Source organism: Burkholderia sp. COPS (genome assembly GCF_019425585.1).
In the GTDB taxonomy this organism is placed as follows: domain Bacteria; phylum Pseudomonadota; class Gammaproteobacteria; order Burkholderiales; family Burkholderiaceae; genus Burkholderia; species Burkholderia cepacia.
Window position 1 is genome coordinate 121,319 of the sequence record NZ_WIXR01000013.1, and the last position, 13,749, is coordinate 135,067.

Genomic DNA, 13,749 nt, shown 5'->3' on the forward strand with positions numbered 1-13,749 from the left:
CATGACCGCATCCTTGACCCAACCGGCCTTCCGCCGCCTCGGCATGAAGGCGCTGCTCGTGCAGCACGACATCGACGAACGCACGGCCACCGGGCGCGCCGCGACGGCGCTTGCCGAGGAGCTGCGCACCCGGCTCGTCGACGTCGTGATCGCGACGTCCGCCGACGACGCCTGCGCGGTCGTCGCCGCCGATCCGGCGATCCAGTGCCTGCTGCTCAACTGGGAACTCGGCAACGACGCCGGCCACGCACCCGCGCAGGCCGTGCTCGACGCAATGCGCGCGCGCAACGCGACCGTGCCCGTGTTCCTGCTCGCGAGCCGCGCGAGCGCATCCGCGATTCCCGTCGACGCGATGCGCAAGGCCGACGACTTCATCTGGATGCTGGAGGACACCACCGCGTTCATCGGCGGGCGGATCGTCGCCGCGATCGAACGCTACCGCGAGACCGTGCTGCCGCCGATGTTCCGCGCGCTCGCGAAATTCTCGCGCGTGTACGAATACTCGTGGCACACGCCCGGTCACACCGGCGGCACCGCGTTCCTGAAATCGCCGGTCGGCCGCGCGTACTTCGAATTCTTCGGCGAGGCGCTGTTCCGCTCGGACCTGTCGATCTCGGTCGGCGAACTCGGCTCGCTGCTCGACCACTCCGGCCCGATCGGCGAAAGCGAACGCTACGCGGCGCGCGTGTTCGGCGCGCACCGCACGTATCACGTGACGAACGGCTCGTCGATGTCGAACCGCGTGATCCTGATGGCGAGCGTCACGCGCAACCAGGTCGCGCTGTGCGACCGCAACTGCCACAAGTCGGCCGAGCACGCGATGACGATGTCCGGCGCGATTCCGACCTACCTGATTCCGTCGCGCAACCATTACGGGATCATCGGGCCGATCATGCCCGAGCGGCTGACGGCCGCCGCGGTGCGGCTCGCGATCGACGCGAACCCGCTCGTGCGCGGCCGCGACGGCATCGATCCGACGCCCGTGCATGCGCTGATCACGAACTCGACATACGACGGCCTCTGCTACAACGTCGCGCGCGTCGAGGAACTGCTCGGGCAGAGCGTCGATCGACTGCACTTCGACGAGGCGTGGTACGGCTATGCGCGCTTCAACCCGATCTACCGCGACCGTCACGCGATGCACGGCGATCCGTCGCAGCACGACGCGAGCAAGCCGACGGTGTTCGCGACGCAATCGACGCACAAGCTGCTCGCCGCGCTGTCGCAGGCGTCGTTCATCCACGTCCGCGACGGCCGCAACCCGATCGAGCATGCGCGCTTCAACGAGGCGTACATGATGCATGCGTCGACGTCGCCGAACTACGCGATCATCGCGTCGAACGACGTGAGCGCCGCGATGATGGACGGCCCCGGCGGCGAGGCGCTGACGACCGACGCGATCCGCGAGGCCGTCGCGTTCCGCCAGATGCTTGCGCGCCTGCATGCGGAATGCGCGGAGAACAACGACTGGTTCTTCAACGGCTGGCAGCCCGACAACGTCGTCGATCGCAAGACGGGCCGCCGCGTGCGCTTCCACGAAGCGGACGAGACGCTGCTCGCCACCGACCCGTCGTGCTGGGTACTGCATCCCGGCGACACGTGGCACGGCTTCGGCGATCTCGAGGACGACTACTGCATGCTCGACCCGATCAAGGTGTCGATCGTCACGCCGGGCGTCGCATCGCACGGCGGGCTGATGCCGGTCGGCATTCCGGCATCGGTCGTCACCGCGTATCTCGACCGGCACGGGATCGTCGTCGAGAAAACGACCGACTTCACGATCCTGTTCCTGTTCTCGCTCGGCGTGACGAAGGGCAAGTGGGGCACGCTCGTCAACACGCTGCTCGATTTCAAGCGCGACTACGACGCGAACGCGCCGCTCGAACAGGCGTTGCCCGAACTCGTCGCGCGCTATCCGGAACGCTACGGCAAGCTCGGCCTGCGCGACCTGTGCGACCTGATGTTCAGCGCGATGAGCGACCTGAAGACGACCGAGATGATGTCGCGCGGCTTCTCGACGCTGCCGAAGCCCGATTACAGCCCGGCCGAGGCGTTCGAGCATCTCGTGCACAACGACATCGAGATGCTGGAGTTGTCGGAGATGGAAGGCCGCACCGTCGCGACGGGCGTCGTGCCCTATCCGCCCGGCATTCCGCTGCTGATGCCCGGCGAGAACGCGGGGCCGGCCGACGGCCCGCTGCTCGGTTACCTGAAGGCGCTCGAGCAGTATGACCTGCGCTTCCCGGGCTTCACGCACGACACGCACGGTGTCGAAGTCGAGGATGGCGTGTACCGGATCGCGTGCATCAAGCAGAAGGCGCGCGACACCATTTCGCGCTGAGCCTGCACCGGCCGCGGTGGCACGCGGCCGTTCAGTACACGCGGCCGGTTGCTCCGGTCACCGGCCGCCTGCGCTTCACCGTCGTCGTCGTCGGGTTGGAGGATGCATGCGCCGTATCACGGCGCGATCGCGTCGGCTGCCCGCGTCGGCTTCGGAATCTCCCGGCGTTCTTCCCGCGACCGGCCGCAGCGTCGCGACGGTGTCAGCCCGCGTCCGGCTCGGGCACGCGTGCGGCGGCCTCGATGCGAAACAGCAGCCGGTTGTCGAGCACATCCCAGATGTCGACCTCGCCCTGCCCGCCCACCGGCAGGCCGACGAACACGGGGCGCCCGCCGATCCAGCCGGCCTGGCTCTTGAACCACTTGCGCTCGCACCAGCCGCCACGATGCAACGCGAGGCGCTTGCCGCTGTCGACGCCGAATTCGCGCAACACGAATTTCGCGTCGCGCGCCAGCACGCGCGTGCCGTCGTCCGAAAACGCGCATGGAAAGCCGTTGTCCGCGCCGGGTATGTCGCAATCGGTCGCGCCATCCGTGCGCACCGTCAACGCCGCGTCCCGCGCGAATGCGCGGCGATGCCGGCTGGCGCTCACCGCGAACGGAGCATCCTGGAAACGCTGGTCGGCCAGATCGTAATCGAGCACGTCGAGCGTGCCGTCGCCGGCGAGCGGCACACGATAGAGCCGGTTGCGGATGCGCACCCACGCTTCGCGCGCGTCGGGCGACAGATGAACCCGTTCCAGATCGTCATAACGGCTGTCCGCCCGCCAGCACGCGTCCGCTGCACCGCTCGCGGCATCGACCCGGTAAAGTGCCGTGTTGTCCCAGTACGCGACAATCAGCGTCGACAACGACGCATCGGCCGACGCGCTCACCGGCACGTTGCGCAGTCGGTCCATGGCCGTCGCCTCCGTCTCGTCGGGCACGAACGGACGAGGCAGCGCAAACGACGCGACCACTTGCCGCTGCGCCAGATCCCAGATGTCGCAGAACCCGTCGCCGGCCACGACGAGTCGCGGTTCGCCCGTCTCGTCGCGCGCCCATTCGATCACGCACGCCCGGCGGGCGGCGTCCGGCCCGGCGGGCGACGCCTGCCGGAACCCGTTCGCCGACACCGATTCGGGCGCCGGTCCGGCATCCGCCCGTGCTTCCGCTTCGGGCGCCACGTAGTCCGGCGGTACGTAGTCGGGCATCGGTGACCTGTCACGCGCGCGCCACGCAGCCAGCCATGCCTGATACACGTAGCGACGACTGCCGTCCGTGCCGATATCGGGTTGCTCCAGATGAAAGGCGGCCGGATCGACGCCGGGCAGCGGCACGAGTTCGGCGCCGTTGCAATAGACATAGGCACGCGCGCGGTCCCGTGCGAAATACTCGGACAGGAACGTGAGCGTCGCTCCGTCGACGCCGCGCCGATACGGCTGGTTGTAGTGCAGCAATCGCCCCTGCCCGTCGCGCAGAAAGCCGTGACCGACCGGTTCGGCCGTCGGGGCGTCGAACCTGGCCTTCACTTCCTTGCCGAAATAGAACAGCCGGCCGCCCTCCCGCAGATGGTCGTCGCCGACGACTTCGATTCGTGCGGGATCGATGCCGCGCTTGCGTACCAGCATGCACAGCACGCCATTGCGATCCTTCGCATAGGTATCGTTCAGGATCTCGAACGTCTTGCCGTCGACCTTCGCGGCCTCCGCATGGCCGCGCCATTGCTGCCGATAGCAATGGTCGCCGGCCTGATACCACGGCCCGCCAAGATGCCGCCACTGCGCAGGATCGCCCGGAAGCGGCCCTCCGCGAAGAAAGCCCTTGTGGTACTCCGAATACGAATAGAGCCGCGAGCGGTCCGCGATGAATGAATCGCCGAGCCATCGGACCGTCCCCGCGTCCGGTTCGAGCAGCGGCAGGTCGTGCAGGTACACCTGATCGCCGATCACCCGGTATCCGCCGCCGAGTTCCCGCGTCGATACGTCCGCCGCGGCCTGCCCGATCAGCGCATGCCACCAGTACCCCTGCAATTCGGGACGCGCGGCGAAGAACGGCGACCAGTTGCGTTCCCATTGCTCGCGCGGGCCGGGATCATCCGCATGGCCGTAACGGTAGGGACGCGCGCGGTCGGTCGCCTGATCCTGCGCCACTTCATCCGCGCTGACAAAGCTCGCCGCATCGGCGCCTTCCACTGCCCGCCCGCCGTACCAGACGCGCTGTGCGTCGACCAGATACGCGCCGACCCAACGCAGCGTCGCGGGATCCGCGCCGCGCATGCGCTTGCCGTAGTGATACAGGTAACGGTCGTCATGCCCCCATGATTCGCTCAGCAGCCGAAAGCGCGCAGGCGACGCGCCGGCAAGTTTCCGGTTCTGAAAATAGACATGGTTCGCGTCGACGGCATGCGACTCGTCCAGCAGGCGAAACGTCGCGGCGTCGACGTCGAGCACGGTGAAGCGCAACCACGTGAAAGTGCACGCATAGGCACGCACGCCGTCCGTCGCCAGATACGGGGACAACGGCCGGAAGCTGTCGATCGCGATGCCTTGGATGAGGTTGCCGGCGCGGTCCCGCAGCGGGCCATCGTGGCAATAGACGTGCGCGTCATCGCGCATGAAGCCGAATCCGAGGTTCTCTCTGAGTGTCATGTTGTTGGTTTGTTGCGCTTTCGTCCGGAATGCCCCGGTCAGGCGGTGCGCCGCCGGGTACGAAAGCCACCGCGCAACAGCGCGGCGCTCAAGCGTCCTGCGATCTTACGCCGCGATCCATCCCGCGCCGATACGCGGCCGGGCTCGTCGCCGCGACGCGCCGGAAATGCCGCCGCAGCGACTCCTCCGACCCGAACCCCGCACGCGCCGCCACCTGCGCGAGCGACAGCGCGGGATGCGCTTCGAGCATGTCCTTCGCCACGTTCACGCGCTCGCGGATCAGCCATGCGAGCGGCGACATCCCCGTCGCGTCCGCGAACTGCCGCTGCAGCGTGCGCGTGCTCATCGCGGCCTGCGCGGCGAGCGACGCGAGCGTGTGCGGCTCGGCCGCGTGCGCGCGCATCCAGTCGATCAGCTTCGCGAGCCGGTCGGTGCCGCCCGGCGCGACCGGGCGCGGCACGAACTGCGCCTGGCCGCCGTCACGATGCGGCGGCAGCACGAGGCGCTGCGCGACCCGGTTCGCGATCGCGCCGCCGTGATCGCGGCGCACGAGATGCAGCAGCATGTCGAGCCCCGCCGCCGATCCGGCCGACGTGACGACCTGCCCTTCGTCGACGTAAAGCGCATCGGGATTCACGCGCAGCGCGGGATAACGCGCCTGCAGTTTCTCCGCATAGCGCCAGTGGGTCGTCACCGTGAGGCCGTCGAGCACGCCGGCCGCGGCCAGCACGAACACGCCCGAGCAGATCGAGCAAAGCCGCGCGCCACGGCGATGCGCGGCCCGCAGTTTCTTCAGCAACGGCTCCGGCGGCGGTTCGTCCGGATCGCGCCAGCCGGGAATCACGATGGTATCGGCGCGATCGAGCGTCGCGAGCCGATACGGCGCGGCGACCGTGATGCCGCCCGCCGCGCGCACGGGCCCCGGCTCGCTCGCGCAGACCGCGAAGCGATACCAGTCGACCCCGAGCTCGGGGCGTTCGAGCGCGAACAGTTCGACCACGCAGCCGAATTCGAAGGTGCAGAGGCGATCGTAGGCGAGCGCGACAACGAGATGATTGTGCATGGCGCGATGTTACCGGAACTTGTCGATCGCGCCACTGCCGCGACGGTCGCCGAACCGCGATACTGCCCATCATTCCACTGCGTTCCGCGCAACCTTCAGGAGAACTTGACCATGTCCTACGTCACCGACGTCCCCGCTGCCGACAGCCCCGCCGCCCTCGCGCATTTCGAGGCGTCCTTGCGCTTCGAGACCGATTGCTGGGACGTGCACGACGCGCTCGCGTCGGGTGCGCCCGATTTCGTACTGCTCGACGTGCGCGGCCCCGACCAGTTCGCCGCCGGCCACGTGCCCGGCGCGCGCAACCTGCCGCGCCGCAAGATCATCGAGAGCAAGCTCGCCGGCTATCCGGCCGGCACGCTGTTCGTCGTCTACTGCGCGGGCCCGCACTGCAACGGCGCCGCGCGCGCGGCGATCCAGCTCGCACGCCTGGGCCGGCCGGTCAAGCTGATGATCGGCGGCGTGGCGGGCTGGCGTGACGAAGGTTTCGCGCTGAGCAACGAAATGCAGCCGGCGGACACCGAAGCTGGCTGATCATCATTAAAACCGCAACAATCAATTGTCTGCGCGCGGCCTGCACGCGAACGGAAAAAGCGCGACAATCGGCTCCATTGCAGTTCGGATGGAGCAGCAACATGCAGAACGCAGTCCTGATTCAAGTGGCCGGTTCGGTGGCCGCGATCGCGATCTATTTTCTGCCGGCGGTCATTGCCGACCGGCGTGGCCGGCACGACAAGCTGACGGTCGCGATGTTCAACGCGCTGTTCGGGTGGACCGGCATCGGCTGGCTGATGACGCTGTACTGGGCCTGCCAGCCGAACCCGCGCACCGATGTCGTGCAGACGATCCTCGCCAAGCGTCGCGGCATCAGCATGCGGACCTTTTCAACCGGTCTCGTCGAGCGCGTGCAGCGCCGTGTCGCCGCCCAGGAGCAATGGGCGGAAAAGCAAGGCTGCCGTTAAGTCCCTCTTTCCCGATCACCCTGCCGCGTCGAACTTCGGCATCCTGACGTTGGTCGACGCGCGGTAATGCCACGCCAGCCCGTCGTGCCGCGGCCCGCCGCCCGCACGCAGCCACGCCCCGAACGCCCCCGCTGTCACCGCCCGTGCGATCCGCTCGCCCGGGCATCCATGCGGCCCCGTGCCGAAGCCGAAATTCGGCCCGGCCGCGCGGCCGGGCATCAGCCGGTGCGGATCGCGATGCACGGCCGGGTCGCGGTTCGCCGCGGCGAGCACGACGAGGATCGCGTCGCCGGCTTCGACGGTCACGCCCTCGATCGTCGTGCGCGATGCGACGAAGCGGCGCGTGTTCTGCACCGGGGAATCGAAACGCCCGACTTCTGCAACGAACGCGTCGAGCGCGGCATCGTCCGGCACGACGCGCGCGGCGCCCGCGCCCGCTTCTAAACCCGCTTCCAAGTCCGCTTCCGCGCCCCCGTTCCACGCCACCAGCACATTGCCGAGCCAGGCGGCAGTCGCCTCGCATGTCTGCGACAGCAGCCCGACGAGGTTCGCGACCAGCGCGCCGCTTGACTGCCAGCCCGCCGCACGGGCCGCCTGCTGCACGGCGGCGACGAGCGTGCCGTCGTGTGCACGCGTCTGCGCGACGCGCACCGTCATCCGGTCGAGCAACTGTCGCGCGGCGTCGCTCGCGCGGGCCAGCGCGTCGGCATCGGACAGCGGCGACAGCGCCGCGACGAAGTCGACCACCTCTGCCGCGATCGCGTCGAGCTGCGTCTCGTCGAAGCCCAGCAGATCGGCGACCGCGCAGACGGGCATCGTCATGCACCACGTGTTCAGCGCGCCGGCATCGCCCGGCGGCGGCAGGCGCCGCGCGGCGAGCTGCATCGCACGGTCGCGCAGCGCAGCCGTGTCGATCGGCGCGAACGCCGCGCGCAGCGCCTGCTTCGGCACGTCGTGCCGCAACGCGCCGTCGTTCATGCGCACCAGCTCGCCGAACAGCGCGCCGGCCGTCGTGCCGCGCAACGCGGGCGGCACGGGCGCGTCCAGCGGGCGTACGCGGCAGGCCGGATGGCCGAGCACGGCCGTCACGGCGGCCGCGCGGCTCGCGACCCACAGGCCGAGCGTGGCGTCGAACGCGAGCGGCGGCCCGTCGACGAGCGCCGCATAGTAGGGATAGGGATCGCGGTGCGTAACCGCTGCGATGGGATCGGTCGGGTTCATGCAGACAGTATCGGCGGCGTGCACCGCCGCATGTTTCAGGCCGGCGTGAAATGTCGCGGCGCGGGCGCCGCGTGCGGCCGCATCGCGATGTCAGGTGATTGTCAGGCCGCCGACCGGTAGCGATACGACTGCATGCGCATGCGGACACGGCCGGCCGAAATCGCGCGCGGCTCCGGCACCACGGTGTCGTGAGGGAACATTTCCTGCCGGAATTCGCCGTGTTCGTCGAACCACTGGCAGATCAGCCAGTCGCCGTCGTCGAATACGACCGGCCCGGCATAGGTCACGGTCATGCGCGGCCCGCCCGTCTTCAGCGTCACGACATCGCCGACGCGAAACCTGACGCGTTGATTTTCTCGGATCGTCATCGCTCTCTCAGCATTTTTATATATCGATATTCCCGTCAGCTCACCAGCTGTTCATTCGAACGTGCCGCAGATTATCAATCAAAAAACCTGCCGGCAACTCCCCTTTTCAAAAATGTCATGATCGGGAAAATGCAACAATGCGCGCCATCGACGCGCCCGGCGGGTGCCCGGCCGCCGATCCGGCGCGGCTTGCGCGCCGGACCCGGTCGAACGGGCGAAATGCGGAGAATAGACGATGTATTTTACGTCGTCACCGACGTTTAATTCCGACGCGAAATCGATTGATTATTGTCAATCAACTTTTCGATTGGGAACGATCCCACGATTTATTTACACTCATTCATCGAACAAAACCGGTGAATTATCCGGCGACGCAAACCAGCGGTTGATATCGCGCCCGGGAACGGCCGCTTGCGTGAACGTAAACGTGCCGTCCTGCGCCATCTCCTTCGCGGCACGCAGGAACGCGCCGAGCGCGGCCCGCGCCAGTGCGCCGCCGACACTCACGCGCTTCACGCCGAGCGCCGCCAGTGCGTCGACGCTCAGCAATCCGCCCTGCAGCCCCATCACGACGTTCACGGGTGCGCCGACCGCCCGCGTCACCGCCGCGATGTCGTCCGCATCGGTGATGCCCGGCGCATACAGCACGTCGGCGCCCGCGTCGCGATAGGCGACGAGCCGCGCGATCGTGTCGGCGAGGTCGTGGCGGCCGTGCAGGTAGTTTTCGCAGCGCGCGGTCAGCGTGAACGGAAACGGCAGCGCACGCGCCGCGTCGACGGCCGCCGCGATGCGCTCGACCGCCGCTTCGTGCGCATAGATCGGCGCGTCGGTGCGGCCCGTCGCATCCTCGATCGATCCGCCGACCGCGCCGGCCTCGGCCGCGAGCCGGATCGTCTCGGCCACCGTGTCTGGCGCATCGCCGAAGCCATTCTCGAGGTCGGCGCTCACGGGCAGGCCGCCCGCGGCGGCGATCTCGGCGATGTGATCGAGCATCTCGCCGCGGTCGATCGCATAGTCGGGCCGCCCTTTCGAAAAGGCATAGCCGGCGCTCGTGGTCGCGAGCGCCTCGAAGCCGGCCATCGCAAGCAGGCGCGCGGTACCGGCGTCCCACGGGTTCGGGATGATGAAGGCGCCGGCGCGTGCATGCAGTGCGCGGAAGGCTTCGGCTTGGCGGGCTTGAAGATCGGAACGGGTCATCGCGGGCTCCAGGAGGATGTTGACGGCCGAGCTTACGCCGATCGTGCACGCGACGTTTCAGCGTTCACCGAAATGTCGTCGCGTGACAGGGAAAAACCGATGCGCCGATTACGCGCCGTAAGCCGTAAGCCGTAAGCCGTAAGCCGGTTGCCGTAAGCCGGTTGCCGGTTGCCGGTTGCCGGTTGCCGCTTGCCGCTTGCCGCTTGCCGCTTGCCGTAAGCCGGTAACAAGCAACCGGCAACGAGCGGGCCTATACCGCCGCCCGCCCGCTGCCGACCGATAGCCACTTACCTTGCCGCCGATGGCCCGCCGTCGATGCCGAGCAACACGTCGGTGACGGCTTCGGAGAAACGCATCGCGCGACCGTCGATCAGTACGCCGTCCGGATTCGACGGGTCCCGCGCGGCCTGCGGCACACCGTGCGCGAGCAGCACCCGCGCGCAAGCCTCCCAGTCGGCGGCGCCGACATGCTCCGGTTCGTTGACGGATGCCCAGGACAATGTACCGAGCGCGTCGCTGTCGAACCCGTGCCTGTCACGCCAGTTCGCGCCGTGCTCGAGGAGGAACGCCAGCAAGCCCGCATCGCCGCGAAACACCGCGTGATTCAGCGCGCTCGCGTCCCAGTCGCCGCCCCGCGCCGCGATCGGCCAGCCCAGTTCGACCATGACCTTCACCGCGTCGCCCGAGCCCCACGCGACGGCATCCGGCAGCAGCCGCAGCCGCTCGCCGGGCAGCGCGCCCGGCAGTTCGGGATGCCGTGCCTGGATGCGTCGCGCATCGTCGGCGTCGGCGCGCGCGCAGGCCGCCACGAACGCGTCCTCGGCGTCGAGCGTCTCTTCCGCGCCCGCCGCACGCAACAACGCGGCGACCTCGGACAGCCCGGTCTGCATCGCCAGCCGGTACGCACTGACGCCCGCCGGGGTCCGCGCGCGGGGATCGGCGCCGGCCGCCAGCAGCGCGGCGACGTGGCGCGCCGAGCAGCGCACGCCGATCGCCCGCAACAACGGTGCGCCCCAGGTCTGCGCCAGCCCCTCGCCGGGCGGCTCGTTCGGGTCGCCGCCATGCGCGAGCAGCAGTTCGAGCGCGTCCGCCTCGCGCATGTCGAATGCGCGACGCAACGCATTCGTCCCGCCCACCCGCGCGCCGTGTTCGAGCAGCAGGCGCGTACAGGCCGGATTTTCGACCGAGTGATAGAGGGATTCGCCGTCGTTCGGGTCGGCGCCGGCTTCCAGCAGCATCGCGGTCAGAACCGGATCGCGATTGACGCCCGCGGCACCGTACAGCGCCGACAGCGGCCCCGCTTCGTCGGGCGCCGCGAGCGACGCCGGCGGAAACCGGTTGCCGATCCGCTGGTTCGGATCGGCGCCGGCATCGAGCAGATGACGCGCGCAGGCGCGCAGCCGGACGGCGAACCCGGGAATCTGCCCGAGCCGCGAATGCGTGACGGCAACCAGCGGCGGCAGCTTCAGCACGCCGCCGGCGCGCGCGATCCATCCGGGATCGGCGGCCAGCGCCGCCTTCACGGCATCGAGGTCGCCGGCCGCGCATGCGACGGTCGGATCGCTCGCCACGAGATCGGGCCGGTCGAGCAGCAGTTGCGCGGCGACACGCGGCCGGGCCGCGTCGAAACCGCCCGTCACGTCGGCCCCGTACGCCAGGTCGAGCCAGCGCCGGATCAACGCCGACCGCTGCTGCCCGGCAAGCGCGTGCGTTTCGACGAACGCGCCGAGATCGGCCCATGACGCGAAACCGTACTCGCGCGCAATGCACGACTGCGCATCGTGCAGCCGGAGCCCGAGCGCGAGCGCTTCGTCGTGCGTGCGGTTGGCGGCGGCGGGGAGAAAGCGGACAAAACGCGCGACGGCGTCGGCGTCACCCTGCCGGTACAGGCGCAACAATGCCTTGGCCTGCTTTTTCAGATGATCGGGATTGGCCCCGGGAGGCAGCTTTTTCATGCGAATCCTCGTGCAGTCATGGCCGAAGGTCCGCAATACCGCCAGCACAAAGGACAGGAGGAAGACTGGATTTGCTGCGACAGGTGGGTTGAACCCTTTCCGCGGACCCGGAAGCGACCTGCATCGCTGGTCGCTATCCTAGGCGACCGCCGGCGACCTCGTCAACCGGGCCGCTCCATGCGGCGATGCTCAGCCTGCAAGCCGCTTCGTCAGGAAAATGCGCGTGTGCCCGGCCGGATAATCCGGCAGTTCGCCGAATCGGACATAACCGCGTTTCTCGTAGAACGGCCGCGCCTGGAAGTCGAACGTGTCGAGCCATGCGCCGTGGCATCCGCGCGCGACGGCTTCCGCCTCGGCCAGATCCATGATGCGCGTGCCCGCACCCTGGCCGCGCGCGGCCTCGGGCACCACGAGCAGGTCGACATGCAGCCAGCCGTACGCCGTGCTGCCCCACAAGCCGCCGACTACCGTGCCTTCGGCGTCGGTCACGACCACGGCCAGCGCACGGAAGTCGTTCGGGCCCGCCTGGCTTTCGTTGAATCGGACGAGCGGCGCGACGATCTGCTTGCGAACGTTCACGTCGCCCGCGTCGGTCACCTCGTATGTGAACGTCATCGGTCGAGCCTGGTTGAATCGGAAATGAGGAAGGTTGAACCCGCACGCACCGCGTCAGACGACGTAAGCGCCCTTCGCATGCAGCTCCGCTTCCGTGCGCTCGAGCGCGGCGATCGCATCGGTGCCTTCGAGCGCCAGCAACTGCGCGACCAGCGCTTCGGCCATCGCGTGCGCGGCCACCAGCGACGGGAAGAACGACGGGCTGTCGTGCGTGAAGATCAGTTGTGCGTCCGCGTGCAGCGCGATCGGCGACACTGCGCTGTCGGTGATCGCGACGATCCGGCTGCCCTGCGCCTTCGCGGCCTGCGCGACGCGCGTCGCTTCCGCCGAATACGGCGCGAAGCTGACGATGACGGTCACGCTCTGCTTCGCGATCGTCCGCAGCTCCATTTCGAGCGACCCGGCGACGCCGTTGAGCAGCGACACGGTCGGGCGGAACAGCCGGTAGCCGTACACGAAGCCGAATGCAACCGGGTAGCACGAGCGAAACCCCGCGACATGCACGTGCGACGCCTTGCGGATCAGTTTCGCGGCTTCGGCGAGCGCGTGCTCGTTCTGCGCGGCGGTGGCCGACAGGTTGTGTTGTTGCGCGGCGAGCAGGTCGTGCGCGAGCGACGCCTTCGCATCGGGCCGCACGAGCGAGCGCGCCCGCTGCGTGAGCGGCTCGGGGCGCGTGCGCACGCGCGCGACACACAGGTCGCGCAGCTCGTTCCAGCCGGGGAAGCCGAATTGCTGCGCGAGCCGCACGAGCGACGCGGGCTGCACCTGCGCGCGCTGTGCGACCTTGCGCATCGACGACGTGGCGACTTCGTCGGGATGATCGAGCAGGAAGGCCGCGCCCGCCTGGAATTGCGGGCTCAGCTCGGAAAATTGCGCCCGGATCCGGGACGCGAGTTCGTCGAAATTGGCGGCCATCTTGGTGTGAACGGGAACCGGTCGACCATGGTATCACCGGCCCCGTATGCACCGGTCAGCGCAGCACTTCGACGTGATCGGCGTCGACCTTCACGCTGCCCGACCATTTGCGCTCGAATTCGCCGGTCACCTTCACTTCGTTCCGGTCGCTGACGGGCTGGCCGGCCGCCCACAGCTTGTGGTCGATCTCGACGCGGATCGTGCCCGTCGCATCGGCGAATTCGTAATCCTCGCCGCCGACGTGCTTGACGATGCGCCCCTGCAACTGCACGTGCTGGTCGTCCTTGCCGTTCGCGAGCAGCTCCTTCACGGTCGTCGTGGTCAGCGTGGACGGCCCGGTATATTCCGCGTAAACGGCGGCGGGCAGCACGGCGAGCGCAACCGCCAGGATTCTCGTCAGGTGTTTCATGATCTCGGTCCTCTTCTTCGATGTGACGCCGCGCCCCGTTGAACGCGACGGCCCCAGATTACGGACCGTAAGATTAA

Annotated in this window: 12 protein-coding genes; 3 read left to right on the top strand and 9 right to left on the bottom strand. The window is 68.5% G+C overall.

The features are described 5' to 3' along the window. The first annotated feature begins 1 nt into the window (after position 1). On the top strand, positions 2–2,341 hold the full coding sequence (locus FOZ70_RS11285) for an Orn/Lys/Arg decarboxylase N-terminal domain-containing protein (protein ID WP_021163782.1): 2,340 nt from the start codon (positions 2–4) through the stop codon (positions 2,339–2,341). Between the two features lie 202 nt (positions 2,342–2,543). Here FOZ70_RS11285 and FOZ70_RS11290 read toward each other — a convergent pair whose 3' ends face one another. Together FOZ70_RS11290 and ftrA are read right to left on the bottom strand one after the other, a co-directional pair. Continuing rightward, on the bottom strand, positions 2,544–4,970 hold the full coding sequence (locus tag FOZ70_RS11290) for a DKNYY domain-containing protein (RefSeq protein WP_219705898.1): 2,427 nt from the start codon (positions 4,968–4,970) through the stop codon (positions 2,544–2,546). A gap of 88 nt (positions 4,971–5,058) precedes the next feature. Next, the gene (gene ftrA / locus FOZ70_RS11295; RefSeq protein ID WP_059488315.1) at positions 5,059–6,033 is read right to left on the bottom strand and encodes a transcriptional regulator FtrA; all 975 of its coding nucleotides are present in this window, start codon (positions 6,031–6,033) and stop codon (positions 5,059–5,061) included. A gap of 111 nt (positions 6,034–6,144) precedes the next feature. On the opposite strand from ftrA, the gene FOZ70_RS11300 reads away from it, so the two are divergent. Together FOZ70_RS11300 and FOZ70_RS11305 are read left to right on the top strand one after the other, a co-directional pair. Beyond that, a complete protein-coding gene (locus FOZ70_RS11300) occupies positions 6,145–6,564 on the top strand; it encodes a rhodanese-like domain-containing protein (protein ID WP_059619345.1) in 420 nt (139 codons plus the stop codon). A 101-nt stretch (positions 6,565–6,665) separates the two neighbouring features. Further along, a complete protein-coding gene (locus tag FOZ70_RS11305) occupies positions 6,666–6,992 on the top strand; it encodes a superinfection immunity protein (RefSeq protein WP_219705899.1) in 327 nt (108 codons plus the stop codon). Between the two features lie 15 nt (positions 6,993–7,007). Here the strand turns inward: FOZ70_RS11305 and FOZ70_RS11310 are convergent, their stop codons facing one another. The 7 genes from FOZ70_RS11310 to FOZ70_RS11340 form a co-directional block, all read right to left on the bottom strand. Beyond that, on the bottom strand, positions 7,008–8,213 hold the full coding sequence (locus FOZ70_RS11310; protein ID WP_219705900.1) for a cytochrome P450: 1,206 nt from the start codon (positions 8,211–8,213) through the stop codon (positions 7,008–7,010). A 101-nt stretch (positions 8,214–8,314) separates the two neighbouring features. Then, positions 8,315–8,581 carry a YodC family protein gene (locus FOZ70_RS11315; RefSeq protein ID WP_048023317.1) on the bottom strand — a complete coding sequence of 89 codons (267 nt, stop codon included), beginning with the start codon at positions 8,579–8,581 and terminating at the stop codon, positions 8,315–8,317. Positions 8,582–8,917: 336 nt separating this feature from the next. Continuing rightward, entirely contained in the window at positions 8,918–9,778 is an 861-nt protein-coding gene (locus FOZ70_RS11320) for an isocitrate lyase/phosphoenolpyruvate mutase family protein (RefSeq protein WP_219705901.1), read from the bottom strand. Between the two features lie 287 nt (positions 9,779–10,065). Next, positions 10,066–11,733 carry a hypothetical protein gene (locus FOZ70_RS11325; RefSeq protein WP_219705902.1) on the bottom strand — a complete coding sequence of 556 codons (1,668 nt, stop codon included), beginning with the start codon at positions 11,731–11,733 and terminating at the stop codon, positions 10,066–10,068. A 189-nt stretch (positions 11,734–11,922) separates the two neighbouring features. Then, positions 11,923–12,348 (bottom strand): GNAT family N-acetyltransferase, encoded by a 426-nt coding sequence (locus FOZ70_RS11330; protein ID WP_021159884.1) that lies wholly within the window; start codon positions 12,346–12,348, stop codon positions 11,923–11,925. Between the two features lie 54 nt (positions 12,349–12,402). Further along, positions 12,403–13,263, bottom strand: coding sequence for a MurR/RpiR family transcriptional regulator (locus tag FOZ70_RS11335; protein ID WP_059812778.1), 861 nt, complete (start codon positions 13,261–13,263; stop codon positions 12,403–12,405). Positions 13,264–13,318: 55 nt separating this feature from the next. Next, positions 13,319–13,672 carry a NirD/YgiW/YdeI family stress tolerance protein gene (locus tag FOZ70_RS11340; protein WP_021159886.1) on the bottom strand — a complete coding sequence of 118 codons (354 nt, stop codon included), beginning with the start codon at positions 13,670–13,672 and terminating at the stop codon, positions 13,319–13,321. Between the last annotated feature and the right edge of the window lie 77 nt (positions 13,673–13,749).

What these genes read in the sequence shown, in the direction of transcription:
- FOZ70_RS11315 (WP_048023317.1), bottom strand. Translation starts at nt 8,581, where the DNA reads ATGACGATCCGAGAAAATCAACGCGTCAGGTTTCGCGTCGGCGATGTC.
- FOZ70_RS11310 (WP_219705900.1), bottom strand. Translation starts at nt 8,213, where the DNA reads ATGAACCCGACCGATCCCATCGCAGCGGTTACGCACCGCGATCCCTAT.
- FOZ70_RS11340 (WP_021159886.1), bottom strand. Translation starts at nt 13,672, where the DNA reads ATGAAACACCTGACGAGAATCCTGGCGGTTGCGCTCGCCGTGCTGCCC.
- FOZ70_RS11335 (WP_059812778.1), bottom strand. Translation starts at nt 13,263, where the DNA reads ATGGCCGCCAATTTCGACGAACTCGCGTCCCGGATCCGGGCGCAATTT.
- FOZ70_RS11300 (WP_059619345.1), top strand. Translation starts at nt 6,145, where the DNA reads ATGTCCTACGTCACCGACGTCCCCGCTGCCGACAGCCCCGCCGCCCTC.
- FOZ70_RS11325 (WP_219705902.1), bottom strand. Translation starts at nt 11,733, where the DNA reads ATGAAAAAGCTGCCTCCCGGGGCCAATCCCGATCATCTGAAAAAGCAG.
- FOZ70_RS11305 (WP_219705899.1), top strand. Translation starts at nt 6,666, where the DNA reads ATGCAGAACGCAGTCCTGATTCAAGTGGCCGGTTCGGTGGCCGCGATC.
- FOZ70_RS11330 (WP_021159884.1), bottom strand. Translation starts at nt 12,348, where the DNA reads ATGACGTTCACATACGAGGTGACCGACGCGGGCGACGTGAACGTTCGC.
- ftrA (WP_059488315.1), bottom strand. Translation starts at nt 6,033, where the DNA reads ATGCACAATCATCTCGTTGTCGCGCTCGCCTACGATCGCCTCTGCACC.
- FOZ70_RS11320 (WP_219705901.1), bottom strand. Translation starts at nt 9,778, where the DNA reads ATGACCCGTTCCGATCTTCAAGCCCGCCAAGCCGAAGCCTTCCGCGCA.
- FOZ70_RS11290 (WP_219705898.1), bottom strand. Translation starts at nt 4,970, where the DNA reads ATGACACTCAGAGAGAACCTCGGATTCGGCTTCATGCGCGATGACGCG.
- FOZ70_RS11285 (WP_021163782.1), top strand. Translation starts at nt 2, where the DNA reads ATGACCGCATCCTTGACCCAACCGGCCTTCCGCCGCCTCGGCATGAAG.